Annotated in this window: 12 protein-coding genes; 1 reads left to right on the top strand and 11 read right to left on the bottom strand. The window is 52.6% G+C overall.

Annotation, left to right across the window (positions count from 1 at the left end):
• Nucleotides 1–136: 136 nt before the first annotated feature.
• The gene (locus A4308_RS16520; RefSeq protein WP_045282163.1) at nt 137–1,147 is read left to right on the top strand and encodes a LacI family DNA-binding transcriptional regulator; all 1,011 of its coding nucleotides are present in this window, start codon (nt 137–139) and stop codon (nt 1,145–1,147) included.
• A gap of 34 nt (nt 1,148–1,181) precedes the next feature.
• On the opposite strand, the gene A4308_RS16525 is transcribed toward A4308_RS16520, so the two are convergent.
• From A4308_RS16525 to A4308_RS16575, 11 genes are all read right to left on the bottom strand, one after another.
• Nucleotides 1,182–2,096: an OmpG family monomeric porin gene (locus tag A4308_RS16525; RefSeq protein WP_014884049.1), complete on the bottom strand. Its 915-nt coding sequence runs from the start codon at nt 2,094–2,096 to the stop codon at nt 1,182–1,184.
• A 66-nt stretch (nt 2,097–2,162) separates the two neighbouring features.
• Nucleotides 2,163–3,245 (bottom strand): ABC transporter ATP-binding protein, encoded by a 1,083-nt coding sequence (locus A4308_RS16530; RefSeq protein ID WP_045282164.1) that lies wholly within the window; start codon nt 3,243–3,245, stop codon nt 2,163–2,165.
• Between the two features lie 3 nt (nt 3,246–3,248).
• Nucleotides 3,249–3,923 carry a beta-phosphoglucomutase gene (gene pgmB, locus A4308_RS16535; RefSeq protein WP_045282165.1) on the bottom strand — a complete coding sequence of 225 codons (675 nt, stop codon included), beginning with the start codon at nt 3,921–3,923 and terminating at the stop codon, nt 3,249–3,251.
• Nucleotides 3,913–6,192: a glycoside hydrolase family 65 protein gene (locus A4308_RS16540; RefSeq protein WP_045282184.1), complete on the bottom strand. Its 2,280-nt coding sequence runs from the start codon at nt 6,190–6,192 to the stop codon at nt 3,913–3,915. The genes pgmB and A4308_RS16540 overlap by 11 nt, the downstream gene beginning before the upstream one ends.
• Nucleotides 6,186–7,244, bottom strand: coding sequence for a Gfo/Idh/MocA family protein (locus tag A4308_RS16545; RefSeq protein WP_086527826.1), 1,059 nt, complete (start codon nt 7,242–7,244; stop codon nt 6,186–6,188). The genes A4308_RS16540 and A4308_RS16545 overlap by 7 nt, the downstream gene beginning before the upstream one ends.
• Nucleotides 7,245–7,255: 11 nt before the next feature.
• A complete protein-coding gene (locus A4308_RS16550; protein ID WP_045282166.1) occupies nt 7,256–8,044 on the bottom strand; it encodes a sugar phosphate isomerase/epimerase family protein in 789 nt (262 codons plus the stop codon).
• Between the two features lie 17 nt (nt 8,045–8,061).
• Nucleotides 8,062–9,114, bottom strand: a complete 1,053-nt coding sequence (locus A4308_RS16555) for a zinc-dependent alcohol dehydrogenase (protein WP_045282167.1) — start codon at nt 9,112–9,114, stop codon at nt 8,062–8,064.
• A gap of 29 nt (nt 9,115–9,143) precedes the next feature.
• Nucleotides 9,144–9,986, bottom strand: coding sequence for a carbohydrate ABC transporter permease (locus A4308_RS16560; protein WP_045282168.1), 843 nt, complete (start codon nt 9,984–9,986; stop codon nt 9,144–9,146).
• Nucleotides 9,973–10,854, bottom strand: coding sequence for a carbohydrate ABC transporter permease (locus tag A4308_RS16565; protein ID WP_014884057.1), 882 nt, complete (start codon nt 10,852–10,854; stop codon nt 9,973–9,975). The genes A4308_RS16560 and A4308_RS16565 overlap by 14 nt, the downstream gene beginning before the upstream one ends.
• A gap of 22 nt (nt 10,855–10,876) precedes the next feature.
• On the bottom strand, nt 10,877–12,169 hold the full coding sequence (locus tag A4308_RS16570; protein ID WP_049010606.1) for an ABC transporter substrate-binding protein: 1,293 nt from the start codon (nt 12,167–12,169) through the stop codon (nt 10,877–10,879).
• A gap of 14 nt (nt 12,170–12,183) precedes the next feature.
• Nucleotides 12,184–13,881, bottom strand: a complete 1,698-nt coding sequence (locus A4308_RS16575) for a sugar phosphorylase (protein ID WP_045282170.1) — start codon at nt 13,879–13,881, stop codon at nt 12,184–12,186.
• Nucleotides 13,882–13,955: the final 74 nt, after the last annotated feature.

The raw sequence follows: 13,955 nt of genomic DNA on the forward strand, positions 1-13,955 counted from the left end.
GAAGCCTGGAATGCATGGCTTCAGAATACAATAAATGGGGGCAGATCGTTGATTATCAATTCTTATTTATTGCTATTGCCGTTTTCTCTCCAGTAAGATGAGCGGCATTGCTGTCAGTCCGGAGTGAGTAAGGTGTATGTCACCCACCATCTATGATATCGCACGGGTTGCGGGCGTATCGAAATCAACCGTATCCCGCGTTCTGAATAAACAAACGAATATATCCCCCGAAGCACGTGACAAAGTGCTGAAGGCGATAGACGAATTAAATTATCAGCCCAACAAACTGGCCCGCGCACTGACCTCTTCTGGCTTTGATGCCATTATGGTTATTTCGACCCGCTCGACCAAAACCACAGCCGGTAACCCTTTTTTCTCTGATGTTCTTCATGCGATTACAACAAAAGCGGAAGAAGAAGGTTTTGACGTTATTTTGCAAACATCCAAAAGCAGCGAAGACGATCTGCTGAAATGTGTGAGCAAAATAAAGCAGAAGATGATCAAAGGCGTCATCATGCTGAGTTCACCGGCAAATGAATCTTTTTTCAGCACGCTGGATGCGTATGGCGTACCCGTCGTCGTCATTGGCAAAGTGGAAGGTGATTATCAGAATATCTATTCCGTCGATACGGATAATTTTAATGACAGCGCCACGCTGACGGATAATTTCATTAAAAATGGGCGACGGAAAATTGCCTGTCTGCATGCACCGCTTGATTACCACGTTTCAATTGATCGTCTGGCGGGCTATAAAGCCAGTCTGGCAAAACATAATATTGCTATTCATTCCGACTGGATCATGGATGGTGGTTATACCCACGAGAGTGCACTCGCTGCGGCGGTTACATTATTATCCTCGCCAGTTCCTCCTGATGCGGTATTCGCCACCGACAGCATGAAGTTGCTAAGCCTCTATCGTGCTGCGGATGAGTTAAATCTGATGATCCCTGAGCAGGTCGTGATAGCCGGATACAGCGACCCGATGCTCTCTCTCATTCTCACGCCAGCGCCAGGTGGGTTTGATATCCCTACTCGCAAGCTGGGTGAAGAGAGTTGCGATCTGCTCTTCAGGCGCATTAGTGGTCAACCTGCCCCGCAAAAAGTGCTTGTCGACACCCACTTTGTATTAGCGGCTTTTCTGCGCTAAAACCAGGGGCGGATCGCCCCTGGTAAGTGATGTATCAGAACGCGTAATTCACACCTACGCCCGCATAGTGGAAGCGGTCGCTCTCGCCCTCATCGTGGTTTTCCCATTCATACGCATATTCCAGCGTCATGGATAAACCGTTGTTGAAGTCATAGGCATACAGCATACCCAGGCGGTTGAAATCATGCCCTTCACGCGACGGATCGTCCTGCCAGTCCCAGTTTGACCAACGGTCAAGACCCAGGCGGGTGTAAGGCGTTAAGGTTGTCTGGCCCAACGAAACAGGCAGATAGGCGCGAATTTCCTGCGTGGAAAACTCGCCGTTATTACGTGAGCTGTCCATATTGAAACCGCGCTCTAAATAGTAATTTACTTTTGCGGAGACGGTTTCATTGATAGTCCAGGTAAAGCCCGTTTCGGTCTCAACACGGCTGTCAGCATAACCGGTTTTTTCCAGATCGTTAGCAAACTGATACATAGCAAGCCAGCCACTAAAGCGCCAGTCATCGGTTAATTTAATATCCCAGTCTGGCTGGACTTTGTAGCGCTGCATATTTGCGCTGCCGTCTTTGGCACCGTGCTCATCTTTAAAGTGATAACCATAATTACGGAAGCCGCCGGTCAGACCAAAAGTAAAATCATCGGTTCCAATAAAGCGATAGCGTAATTCAAATTCCGGACGGTCAAAATAGGTTCCGCGCGTCATGCTGCTGTAATCAACGGGCCCTTCCTGATACATCGCCAGAGAAATTGTCCAGGCATCCCAGGTCGCATTAAACCACACGGAAGGTTCATATAATCCATCTTTATCGTCGCCCTGACCTTCGACGTTTTCAATTTCATACATGGCCCCGATATTAAATTCCCACTGTTTCGCAGTTTCTGCCGCTTGCGCACAGCTAACCCCTGCGCACAGAACGAGCGCAGCACTTTTTAGTAGAGTACTCATGAGATATTCCCTTTCTAATTAACCAACAAAAAAACCGGAAATTTGCATTTCCGGCAAACACCTTTCTTATCTAATAGCCGCTTCTGTATCAGCGTCGAAGAAATGGCACTTATTCATATCGAACTGGATGCCAATATTATCTCCGGCGACGTAGTCATTCGCTGCACCTGCACGGACAACCAGTTCATGCCCCCCTACGGTGGCATAAAGCATAAATTCAGCGCCGGTCAGTTCAGCCACGCTGACTTTCGCCGTGATGTCTTCTCCGCTGCTCTGCAGGGTAAGAATGTCTTCCGGACGGATACCGAAGACGACCGCTTTACGCTGGTAACCTTGCGCATTCAGTTCGGCCAGCTTGCCTTCAGGGATCTCCAGACGCAACGTTTCCGTTACGAAATAACGATCGTCGATAGCACCCCGAATGAAGTTCATCGCCGGTGAGCCAATGAACCCTGCGACAAACATATTGGCCGGCTCGTTGTACACCTGCTTCGGCGCCCCGACCTGCTGAATAATGCCGTCTTTTAAGATCACGATGCGGGTGGCCATCGTCATGGCTTCCGTCTGATCGTGCGTGACATAAATCATGGTGGTATTAAGCTTCTGGTGCAGCTTGCTGATTTCAGCACGCATCTGGACGCGAAGCTTGGCATCAAGGTTGGACAGCGGTTCATCCATCAGGAAGACACCGGCTTCACGCACGATCGCCCGGCCTAACGCCACGCGCTGGCGCTGACCACCGGACAGTGCGCCAGGCTTACGCTTGAGATAATCACGTAACCCCAAAATCTGCGCCGCCCAGTTAACACGCTCCTCAATCACCGCAGGCGCTATTTTTTGCATTTTCAGGCCAAACGCCATGTTGTCGTAGACCGTCATATGCGGGTAAAGCGCGTAGTTCTGGAAGACCATCGCGATATCGCGAGATTTAGCGGGGACATCATTCATGCAGACCCCGTCAATGATCAGCTCACCGGCGCTGATCTCCTCCAGCCCGGCAATCATGCGCAGGGTCGTGGATTTACCACATCCCGATGGACCAACGAACACAATGAATTCTTTGTCTTCTATTTCGAGGTTGAAATCTTTAACCACATGGACCTGGTTATCGTAGATTTTCTGAATATGTTTTAAAGACAGTTGAGCCATAATTTATTCCTTATCAATACGCCGGGTTGCCCAGAATTCAGTCAGGCATGTCCAGGTCAGTTCCTGCGTTGAATGAAGTTGTAATCCTGCATGGTTAAGGCCAGGCCCAATCCCTACCGACAACATCCCTGCGGCGTTGATCGCCTGAACGCCCGCAGCGGCATCTTCAATGCCGATAGCCTCTTCAGGACGTACATCCAGACCGGCACAGGCGGCGAGAAAGATCTCCGGGTCTGGCTTTGAGCGGTGAATGCGGGAAGCATCCGCGCGAAAATCAAATGCCTGATCTATGCCCAGCGCGTGCAAAATCCCCGGGGCATTGAGCGATACGGACGCGAGCCCAATTTTGACTTTCGCTGCACGGATCTCCGCCAGCACGTCTCGAATCCCCGGAAGCAGCGAATCCTGCGTCAGCGATGCCAGCGACTGGACATAACGCGCGTTTTTTTTCGTCGCAAGCGCAAGGCACTGCTCATCGCTAAACATCCCCTCTTTTCCGCCATGCTTCAGAATGCGCAGAAGAGAATCCATACGGCTTATTCCCTTCAGCTGTTCGTTAAAGACTTCGTCGAAGGTGATGCCAATGTCCTCCGCCACGGCTCGCCAGGCCAGAAAGTGGAGGTGTGCGGTATCGGTGATCACACCGTCCAGATCGAATACAACAGCCTTAAGCACCATGGTGCCCCTCCGTGGTAGCGGTCCCATCTTCAGATGCAAGAAAGTCCTTACGGGTGATAACTTGTCGCGCCGACACATGTAGCGTTTTGCCCCACAGCGTTAGCGTGGCAGGTGCCGTCGTTTCGATGGTTAACACCTCGTTTTCATAGGTGAAATGCAGGGTTGCGTTGCGCCACCGCAGTGGGAATGCCAGTTTCTGCCAGTGAGCAGGCAGTTTCGGCGCAAGATGCAGTTCCCCTTCGATAATTTGTAGGCCAGCAAACCCCTGAACCGCGCCAGACCAGATCGCACCGGTGGCCGCAGCATGTATCCCTTCATCACTGCTGTGCGGATCGTCACCCAAATCAATGCCGATGCCATCACGCCAGAAGGCATAGGCCCCCTGCGTGTCACCGCAGCGCGCGAGAACAATCCCGTGAATGGCTTTGCTCAATGACGAATCATGGATCGTGCGTGGCTCATAGAACGCCAGATTGGCGGCACACTGCTGCGGCGTAAACCGTTCCGGCAGCAGGTAGTTAAGCATCACCACATCGGCCTGCTTCAGGATCTGCATCTCGTTCACTTCCGCACGGGAATAATCGAGCAGAATCGTCTGCTTACCCGCTTTGGCTTTATAGCGGGTCAGATCAATGGCAGGTTTTGACATAAAGGAGTCATCCTGCGGGATCACACCCTCTGCATCGGCCTCTGGCAGCCATAAGCGCGCCAGGAACTGCGTGGCATTCTCCGTAAAACGCGCATCTTCACGCCCAAACATCGCCATAAACTGACGGGCACAGGCAACGTTGTGCCAGGCCAGATAGTTGGTGTAGGCATTGTTATTCACATGCTCGGTGTATTCGTCCGGCCCTATTACGTCATGGATTTCGAGACGACCATTGATTTCCGTTGCGCGTCCCATCCAGAACGAGGCGGTTTCCATCAGCAGCGTCAGACCCTCATTACGCATAAAGGCATCATCATGTGTCGCCTGCCAGTAAGCGACGACGGCCCAGGCGATATCTGCCACGATGTGATGCTCAGCAAGCGCGGAGGCCACCTTCTGGCGTATCCCGGTACGGATGTTGATCGCGGCAAACTCTGGCGTTTCTTCCTCCCCACTCGCCGCGCTTTCCCATGGGAACAACGCGCCGGGCCAGCCGTTACGACGGGCTTTCTCCCGGGCGCCAGCGAGATTAAGCCAGCGATAACGCAGCAGGCTGCGGGCAATCTGCGGGCGAGTAAAGAGATGGAAAGGCAGCAAGAATATTTCGGTATCCCAGAATACGTGGCCTTTATACCCCTCTCCCGTCAGCCCTTTCGCGGCGATACTGCTTCGCTCGTCATGGGCAGGCGTCATCGTGGTCAGGTGCCAGACCGCATAATCCAGCGCCATCTGATCCTGAGGTTCCGCAGACGTCACTTCCACACGAGCGTCACGCCAGACGGCTTTCCAGGCATACGCTGAACTTTCCAGCAAGGCGTCGTAGCCTCTTGCTGCGCAAACTTTGAGATCGGCCAGCGCGTTGCGAGCGAAAGACTCCTGCGAAAGCGCTTTGTCACAGCGGTGGGTTACCCAGACAATTTTTTCAAGCGTGACAGTGTCACCCTGCGCAATCGTCAGGGAATGGTGCACGTTAAGACGACGATTTTTGGCGGTAAAACAGCTGTCGCTCTTCGTTGAGAGCTGACAAAACGCCGAAACGACGACGTCTGACGCCCGGTCCTGCGTTTCATACACGCCCTGCATGTAGTGCTGGTCAAAGACTCTGACCGAGATTTCATCCAGATGCTGTCTGCCGCTGTTCGTTTGCGTTGCATCAATACCGGTTTTCAGCACGGCCTGCGAAGCAGCATCAAGCGGTGTGATCGAAAGCTGCATGGCCACCAGAGGCAACTGGTCCAGCGACACAAAACGACGGCTTTCCAGCCGATAACGGTTTCCGTCGGGCGAACGCCAGACAACGCGACGATGCAGCTCGCCGTTGGCAAAGGCCAGCTCGCGCTGCCACTCCAGAATCTCCCCTGCAAGGAGGGTGAAATTGACGCCATCCAGCTCAACATCAATGCCAGTGATATCGGGCAGATTGACGAGCTCGGTGGTTTCGTTGCGTCCCGCACGATGATACAGACCCGCAAGGTACATGCCTCTGGTTTGCAGGGTGTAATCTTCTTCATGCGCAGCGCGAATGCCCATGTAGCCATTGCCGCAGGCCATAACAGAGGCGTATTTATTCAGGCTGTGAGGACAAAAGCCCGGATCGGTTAAGACAGACACGTTCAGCATAATGTCACGCATTCCCCTGTTTCTGCTGATTCATAAAGCGCGGCGACAAGCTGCTGAATAACCAGGCCCTGTTCTGCATCCGCGATCATGACGGGTTCTCCCTGCACATGGCGTACGAAGGCATCCATACTGCGTAAATGTCGCTGGTCATCAGCCTCTTCACGCTGCGCGAGGGTGACTAACGCCCCGGCTTCGTCGTTATAGATGTGCGCCGGGAACAGCGTTGCTCCCGCTTTTTCGCCGCAGAAAGCGACATTCATGATGGACTGCTCGCGGATGTTAAGCGCAAAGGAGGTGTCCAGACGCAGAATGCCGCCGTTACAGAATTCAATCGTGCCAAACAGGGCATCCTCAACGGTGTATTGCGTAGGATCCCACTCGCCAAACTGGCCGGTGCTTTTGCGGTTTCCCAGCCTCTGAAAGCTGTGCGCGGTCACACGCTTTACCGCAGGGAAACCCAGGACATACATGGCGGCATCAAGCATATGAATGCCGATATCAATCAGCGGTCCACCACCCTGTAATGATTTATTGGTAAACACGCCCCACCCCGGCACACCGCACCGCCGCACCGCCTGCGCCGATGTGAAGTAAACTTCACCGAGCGTGCCATTCATTACCGCCTCTCGCAGTTGCTGGGTATCCAGGGCAAAGCGGTGGTGAAAATCATAGGCCAGCACTTTGCCTGCTTTACGCGCCGCGATGCGCATCTGGTCGGCCTGTTGCGGCGTCATCGCCGGGGGTTTTTCACACATCACATGACACCCCGCTTCGAGGGCAGCCATGACATGTTCAAAATGGAACCGGTTAGGCGAGCAGACGCTCACCACGTCCGGCTTCACCGTTTGCAACATCTCGTGAGCGTCCTGCCATGCCGATGGAATAGCATAACGTTCCGCGAACGCCTGTGCCTGCTCAAGGCGGCTGTCCATGACAGCCACCATGTGAACATCACTGCGCGTGGCGTAATACGAGGCATGCACTTTGTCCGCGACCTGCCCGGCGCCAATAATGGCGACGCGCAGAGGCGAAGGTGTAGTAGCACTCATCACGCTCGTCATCCTTAGCATTCACGCAAATAAGTGAGTGAGTCCTGATAAGCCTGAGTCGGATTGTCGGCGCGAACGCGGCACTCATACACCACATAACCCTGGTAGTTATCGGCACGCAGCTGATCGAACAGGCTGGCGAAATCGAGGCTGCCGCTGCCCGGCTGATAGCGGTGGTTATCAGCAATATGCACATGCCCCAGCAGATCGCGGTTCTGATGCAGCGCATCCGTCAGCGAGTCTTCTTCAATGTTCATATGATAGAAATCACCGATGATCTGCACGTGCTTGAGATCGTTCTCTTCGATATAACGACGCGCGTCTGCCAGGGTATTGATCATATGATCCTGGTAACGGTTCAGCGGTTCCAGGTAGACGGTCGTACCGGTGCGTGCAGCAACCTCATCCAGCCAGCGCAGCGACGCGCTTACCGCTTTGCGGTCGCCGTCCAGGCTGCGTGGGGAGGTCATTGGCGGCAAACGGAAGGTAAACATTCCCCAGGCCGCAGGCACGATAATGCCCTTTCCCCCCACTTCCGCCAGGGCTTGCAGAATGCGTTCAATCTGCTGTAGCCCGTTGAGACGACGTTCTTCGATAAAATCACCGATCCAGCCATCGTATCCGCCACATGCCGTCGTCACCGGCAGACCCGTGGCTTTGATAGCCGCTTTCACTTCGTCGAGGTTTTCGACCAGCAGTTTGCCGTCAATTTCGTAGCCATCAAAGCCCATCGCTTTGATGTACTCGAATTTTTCCATGATGTTGGCTGGGAAAAAGGCCTGGTTTTGCGTTGCGATTTTCATGATTTGCTGTCCTTAGCTTAAAAAGTGACGCCCATTTTGATACTGAGTTCCGGATGCCGATCGACATACTTCATGTAGCTTTCCGGGCTGGAGGTGAAGGTCACGACCGGGTCAATCAGATCGTCGCAGTTGAGATAACCGTTCATCAGCAATTCCCAGCAGGTCTCCTCGATACGCTTGCGGCTCCAGCGCGGGTAGTCCGGGTTGGGTTCGCTGCAGGCGCGGGAGAAAACAATCTTCGCGTTATTGAAGTGTGCTTCGCGGCCGAGGTTGAAACCCGCGGCAAATGGTTTAGCGAACGCAACGTAGGAGATGGTGCCGCCGTAGGCAAGTCCACGCAGCGCAGACTGCAGCGCATCCGCAAAACCGCTGGTCTCGATGATCACGTCCGCGCCCTGCTTGCCGGTCAGCTTTTTAATTTCCAGACCCACATCGGTACCGATTGGGTTCAGACAGTGATCTGCGCCATGACGGCGAGCGATCTCACAGCGGTGCTCGATAGGATCGACACCGATGACCACTGACGCACCGGCTTTTTTTGCCAGCTGAATGGCAATCTGTCCGATGGCACCCAGACCGACCACCACCACAAAGTCGCCTACACGGACATTGGCATCACGCACGCCGCTCATGGCGAACTGCGCCGGATCGTAGCAAACAGCATTTTTCCAGGATGCGCCCTGCGGCATTTTGCGCAGCTTGTAGTTGTTAACCGCATTGACAATGACCGTCTCCTGCAGCGGACCATAGCAACAGACGCTGTCGCCTGGCTGGTATTCCGTTACGTCAGCACCGCATTCAATAATGTCGCCGACGATCATGTTCCCCAGCTGGAACTTACCGAATTCGATACCGCGCGCAGCGCCCTCTTCACGCGGCGTAAACATCTGCCACTCCGCGTTGAACTCTTCATCAATAAACGGGCTTGCCGCACGGAAATCCACAACTTCGGTACCGTGTTTTGGTGCACCAAAACGGGCACGAATTTTCACTTCATGTGCTTCCACAGCACGATCTTCATATTCCACGAGCGCCGCCACGCGAGGCGCTGTCGCAACTAACTTTTTCATAACTTGCTCCTGATAAAAAATTGGCCGCCTCAGCCCTTAACGCCACCGGCGGTCAAACCACTTTTAATAAAACGTTCAGAAAGTGCGTACATGATGACCACCGGAAGCGCCGTCACCAGCGATGCCGCCATCATGCGACCCCAGATATAATCTGGTGTGCTAAAGAGCGTGTTCAGCCCGACCGGCAGCGTAAAGTTGCTGGCGCTGGACAGGAAAATGGAGGCAAACAGGTAGTCGTTCCATGCCACCATGAAGCAGTAAACAAACACCGACACGAGTCCGGAAATCGCCAGCGGCACGGTAATGCGGAATATGATTTGCAGGCGGTTCAGACCATCCATCATCGCGGCCTCTTCTATTTCGTCCGGGATGGTGTCGAAATAGCTGCACAGCATGAATACCGCCGTAGGCAATGTCTGGGTCACCATGGTGATGATCAGCGCCAGTTCCGTGTCATAAATGCCGAGCGCGGTGATGATCTTGAACAGCGGCACCACCAGCAAAATCCCGGAGAACATATAGACGGTGTAGAAGCTCGCATTGATCGTCGTGCGTCCTTTAAAACGCAGTTTCGACAAGGCGTAAGCCCCCAGCGTGCCAAGGAACACCGCAACCACCGACGAGGTCAGCGATACCACCATGCTGTTGCGGAAGTAATCCACAAACGGGAAGATCAGCGGGTTAAAGATGTCGACATAATGCTGAAGCGTCCACGCCTGCGGCAAAATAGTCGGGTGCAGCGATATAGCCTCTTTCGCGCTCTTAAACGACGTCATCAGCATCACGAAGAACGGGAACAGCGTGATGATCAGAAATACCGCCAGCCCCAGATAAAAACCAATACGGCTAAGTACGCGTTTATTTGTTGCCATTGAGGTTTACCCTTTTTCTGGTCAGCAGAATCACAGCGAAGATGATCACAAACAGCACTACAGAAATCGCTGCTGCTTTACCCAAGTCATTGAATGCGAATGCAGTTTTATAGAGATAGACGCCTAAAATATCGACCTTCGTGGTCAGCAGGTAGACATCCGCAAACATGTAGAACATCCAGATGGTTCGCAGCGTCACCACCGTAGCCAGCACTGGCATGATGGCGGGCAACGTCACGATACGAAAACGCTGCCAGGCGTTAGCCCCGTCCATCTCTGCGGCTTCGTACAACGATTTGTCGATGGTCTGCAAAATCGCCAGGAATGAAATGAAGGCGTACGGGAAGTAGCGCCAGATGGCGAACAGCACGACCAACACAAAGCTACTGCCGGGGTTGTCGAACCACAGCGGTGCCTGGTCATAAAGGTGCAGCAGATCAACGCCCAGGTAGTTCACAATGCCGTAGCCGTTGTTGAACATATATTTCCAGGCAAATACCAGGGAAATAGACGGCGTCACGTAGGATAAAATCACCAGTGAACGTGCCGTTTTGCGCATCCGAAATTCGCGATTAAAGAAGATCGCCACGGCCAGCCCCAGCCCGGTGCTGCCCATCACCACCAGCGCCGTGTACCAGAACGTCATCCACAGCGAGTGCCAGAATGCCGCATCACTGAGGATGCGAATGTAATTGTCCAGCCCAACAAACACAGCGCTAATGCGCGGGTTAAGCGGCAGTCGTAAGAAACTGATTTCAATATTGGAAATCATTGGCCAGGCCACCAGGCCCCCCAGCAAAATCAGGCTGGGGGCCAACAGCAGCATGGCGAAAGGCATATCTGATCGACCAGAAAACAACGTCTTCATAATTTCCTTCCGCAAAGCGCTCCTATCGTTGTGAAATCAGGTCAGCCAGTCGCTTCTGGCTATTGCTGAGCGTGGCGCTGAGATCTTGTTTACCCACCGTGACGTTATGCACCATAGAACTGATAATGCCGGACCCGGTGACATCGCCCATGCGGGTAAAGTTCTTGTCGCCCACAGCGCCAAACACCTGCACATTTGGGAACTGAGCAATCAGCTCATAAGGCAGTTGCCCAAACGCTTTAATGACCTCGTTGTTTTTCCAGGTATCCGTACCTACCACCAGCTTGTTCACCGGCAGCGCCGCACCAGGCGACATCATGACCCAGTCGGTTGCGTTTTGAGCCTGCTCCATCCACGTCACAAACTTTTCAGCTGCCTGCGTTTCATCTTCAGATTGACCCGTGGTGATCGTCAGCGATGTGATCATGCCGTAGACTGCAGAGGTCTTTTCGGTAGGGACCACGAAGCCAAGATTGGCAGGGTTTCCATCCTGGAATACCGCAGGCAGGATGTAGGTGGAATAAACCGCCATCGGTGCGGAACCGTTCATGAAGGCATCTTTGATCTCCATGACGTCGTTCGAGCCCGGCATGGTGGTCGCGGCCAGCGCTTTATAAAAAGAGAGCGCTTTCGCCATCTCAGGGGTATCGATTTCGACGTTCCCGTTGGCATCAAAAACGTTCGCGCCGCCGGAAAGTGCAAACTGGGAGAATGCCTGCTCGGTCATGACGCTTTCCGCAGTAGGCAGCGCAATGCCGTAATGTTTTTTGGCCGGGTCGTTAAGTTTTTCACTGGCCTTCAGCAGTTGTTCCCAGTTGTGGGGCTCCTCAATACCCGCTGCAGCAAGAACATCTTTGTGATACCAGACGCCGGACAGCCAGGCACTTATTGGCACGCCCGTCCAGGCGGTACCGTCTTCGGTACGTACCACGCGCAGGATCCCGTCATAGAAGGTGTTTTCGCCTACCGCTTTAATGGCTTCGCCAATCGCCTTGCGATCCAGCAGCTGTTCCTTATCCATGACTTTCGCGTAATCATGGCTGACTTCAATCACCTCAGGCAGCGCCCCGGTTCTCGCGAGCGTAATCACCTTGGTGTTGTAGGCGTCTTCTTCCACCGGCACCTGTTTCACCGTGATGCCAGGGTTCTCTTTTTCAAATTTTTCGATCAGTTTCGTAATAACCGCCTGACGCTCCTGCTCTACTGAAGAGTGCATAAACTCAATGGTCACAGCAGACGCTTTATCATCCTTACAGCCTGATAACAGGGCGCACGAAACCAGTGCTGATAACAGCACAATTTTGGGCATTTTCATTTAAGGGTCCTTTTTTAGTTTTCTTTAATCCACATAACCTGCCATGGATTGAGGGTCAGTTCCGTACCGTCAATAGCCTGTCCTGATAGCAATTCCACACCGGAAAGCACTTTCTCGTAAACGGTATGAACGTTATGACTAAAATTAAATAGCGCGGTAATTCTTTCACCATTATCAGCCACACGAACAATTTTAAGAATCTGTTCATCAAGTGATTCAAACATTGCCTGAGCATCAGGATGAAATGCGCGTTCCCCACGACGAATAGCAATAAACTCGCTTAAACGGGAATAGATTTTATGGCGAATGCTTTGTTTATTATTGAGCTCAAGGTCAACCTGACCGGCGGTGTATTTCTTGCGGTTTATCGCGCGGTTATAGCCGAGGCGTTCAACGCCTTCATAATCGTTACGCGAGCCAAGAATGCTTTGAATATATACGGCAGGTACACCCGGGAAACTCAGCAGTACAGCATGCGCCAGAATAAACCGCGCAATACGTTCATCATCCGGGCTGTCTTGCGAGCTTAATGCGTCCAGATAGGTCACATTGATTTCGTAAGGACTGCGCGTTCCGTCAGGATTATTTTTCCAGTTAACCAGCGCCCCTTCCTGCTGAAGTTTTTCAACCAGTGACAGTATTTCTGACTCCGGAAGAATGCCGCGTAACGGGTTCAGGCCGATACCGTCATGAGACGCCAGGAAGTTGAACCAGGTCGTTTTTGTTGAAGGCAGCGCCAGCGAACCCGCCCACTGGCAAAGCGCTTTTACATCCTGACGATGAACAGCATGCAGCACCAGCGGTGGCAAGGAGAACTGATAGACCATCTGGGCTTCATTTTCACCATCACCGAAGTACGAGATATTGTCTTTATGCGGGACGTTTGTCTCGGTAATGATCACCGTGCCGGGTGCCACAGCGTCGGTAATCGCACGGAAAAGCTGGATAAGGCAGTGTGTCTGCTCAAGATGGATGCAGCTGGTTCCTGGAATCTTCCACATAAACCCAACGGCGTCGAGGCGAATGTAACGCGCCCCTTCCGCCAGGTAATGGAGCAGTACGTCAACCATCGCAATCAGTACCTGAGGCGAGGCGAAGTTGAGATCGATCTGGTCATCACTGAACGTGGTCCAAAGATGACGCACGCTTCCATCATGCAGCTTAAATGGCGTCAGCAGTGGTAATGCACGAGGCCGCGTCACGGCAGATAAATCAGTTTCAGGATCGACAGAAATAAAGAAATCGTCAAAGCCCGGCTTCTGCGCAAGATAATTAGCAAACCATTCACTTTTTGCTGACATATGGTTGCACACGAAGTCAAACATTAAGCTGGCAGACTGCTTTAATTCAGCAACATCCTGCCAGCTTCCGGTTTCAGGCGCGACGCTGTGGTAATCGATAACGGAAAATCCGTCATCAGAGGACCACGGATAAAAAGGTAAAAGATGGACATGGGAAAACGTGCGGGCAAGCCACTCATTATAAAAGCGGGTAAACACCGGCAACGCTTTCTCCCCTTTCGCGGAGAACTGATCGGCGTAAGTAATCAGGACAACATCTTTTTCATCCCAGCCTGATTTGCGCTTTTCTGTAATATCAATAGCGGCTTGCTCAAGCTTTGATAATAACACGTCTAAATGTGCGTCAGAAAATGATTCACCGTAGATATGATTGATAAGTTTTTTAATTTTTGCGTTCACTTTATTTTCCATGGTAGCGGTCCCACGAAGGGCAATCTACTCCCATGAAAAATATCTGTCAACGAAGCGGGAGGCTGAAAAATGCA

This window comes from Enterobacter sp. ODB01, assembly GCF_001623605.1.
GTDB lineage: Bacteria > Pseudomonadota > Gammaproteobacteria > Enterobacterales > Enterobacteriaceae > Enterobacter > Enterobacter kobei.

Coding starts and splice junctions, on each gene's coding strand:
- A4308_RS16570 (WP_049010606.1), bottom strand. CDS start 12,169: ATGAAAATGCCCAAAATTGTGCTGTTATCAGCACTGGTTTCGTGCGCC.
- A4308_RS16560 (WP_045282168.1), bottom strand. CDS start 9,986: ATGGCAACAAATAAACGCGTACTTAGCCGTATTGGTTTTTATCTGGGG.
- A4308_RS16575 (WP_045282170.1), bottom strand. CDS start 13,881: ATGGAAAATAAAGTGAACGCAAAAATTAAAAAACTTATCAATCATATC.
- A4308_RS16550 (WP_045282166.1), bottom strand. CDS start 8,044: ATGAAAATCGCAACGCAAAACCAGGCCTTTTTCCCAGCCAACATCATG.
- A4308_RS16540 (WP_045282184.1), bottom strand. CDS start 6,192: ATGCTGAACGTGTCTGTCTTAACCGATCCGGGCTTTTGTCCTCACAGC.
- A4308_RS16565 (WP_014884057.1), bottom strand. CDS start 10,854: ATGAAGACGTTGTTTTCTGGTCGATCAGATATGCCTTTCGCCATGCTG.
- A4308_RS16525 (WP_014884049.1), bottom strand. CDS start 2,096: ATGAGTACTCTACTAAAAAGTGCTGCGCTCGTTCTGTGCGCAGGGGTT.
- A4308_RS16530 (WP_045282164.1), bottom strand. CDS start 3,245: ATGGCTCAACTGTCTTTAAAACATATTCAGAAAATCTACGATAACCAG.
- A4308_RS16555 (WP_045282167.1), bottom strand. CDS start 9,114: ATGAAAAAGTTAGTTGCGACAGCGCCTCGCGTGGCGGCGCTCGTGGAA.
- A4308_RS16520 (WP_045282163.1), top strand. CDS start 137: ATGTCACCCACCATCTATGATATCGCACGGGTTGCGGGCGTATCGAAA.
- pgmB (WP_045282165.1), bottom strand. CDS start 3,923: ATGGTGCTTAAGGCTGTTGTATTCGATCTGGACGGTGTGATCACCGAT.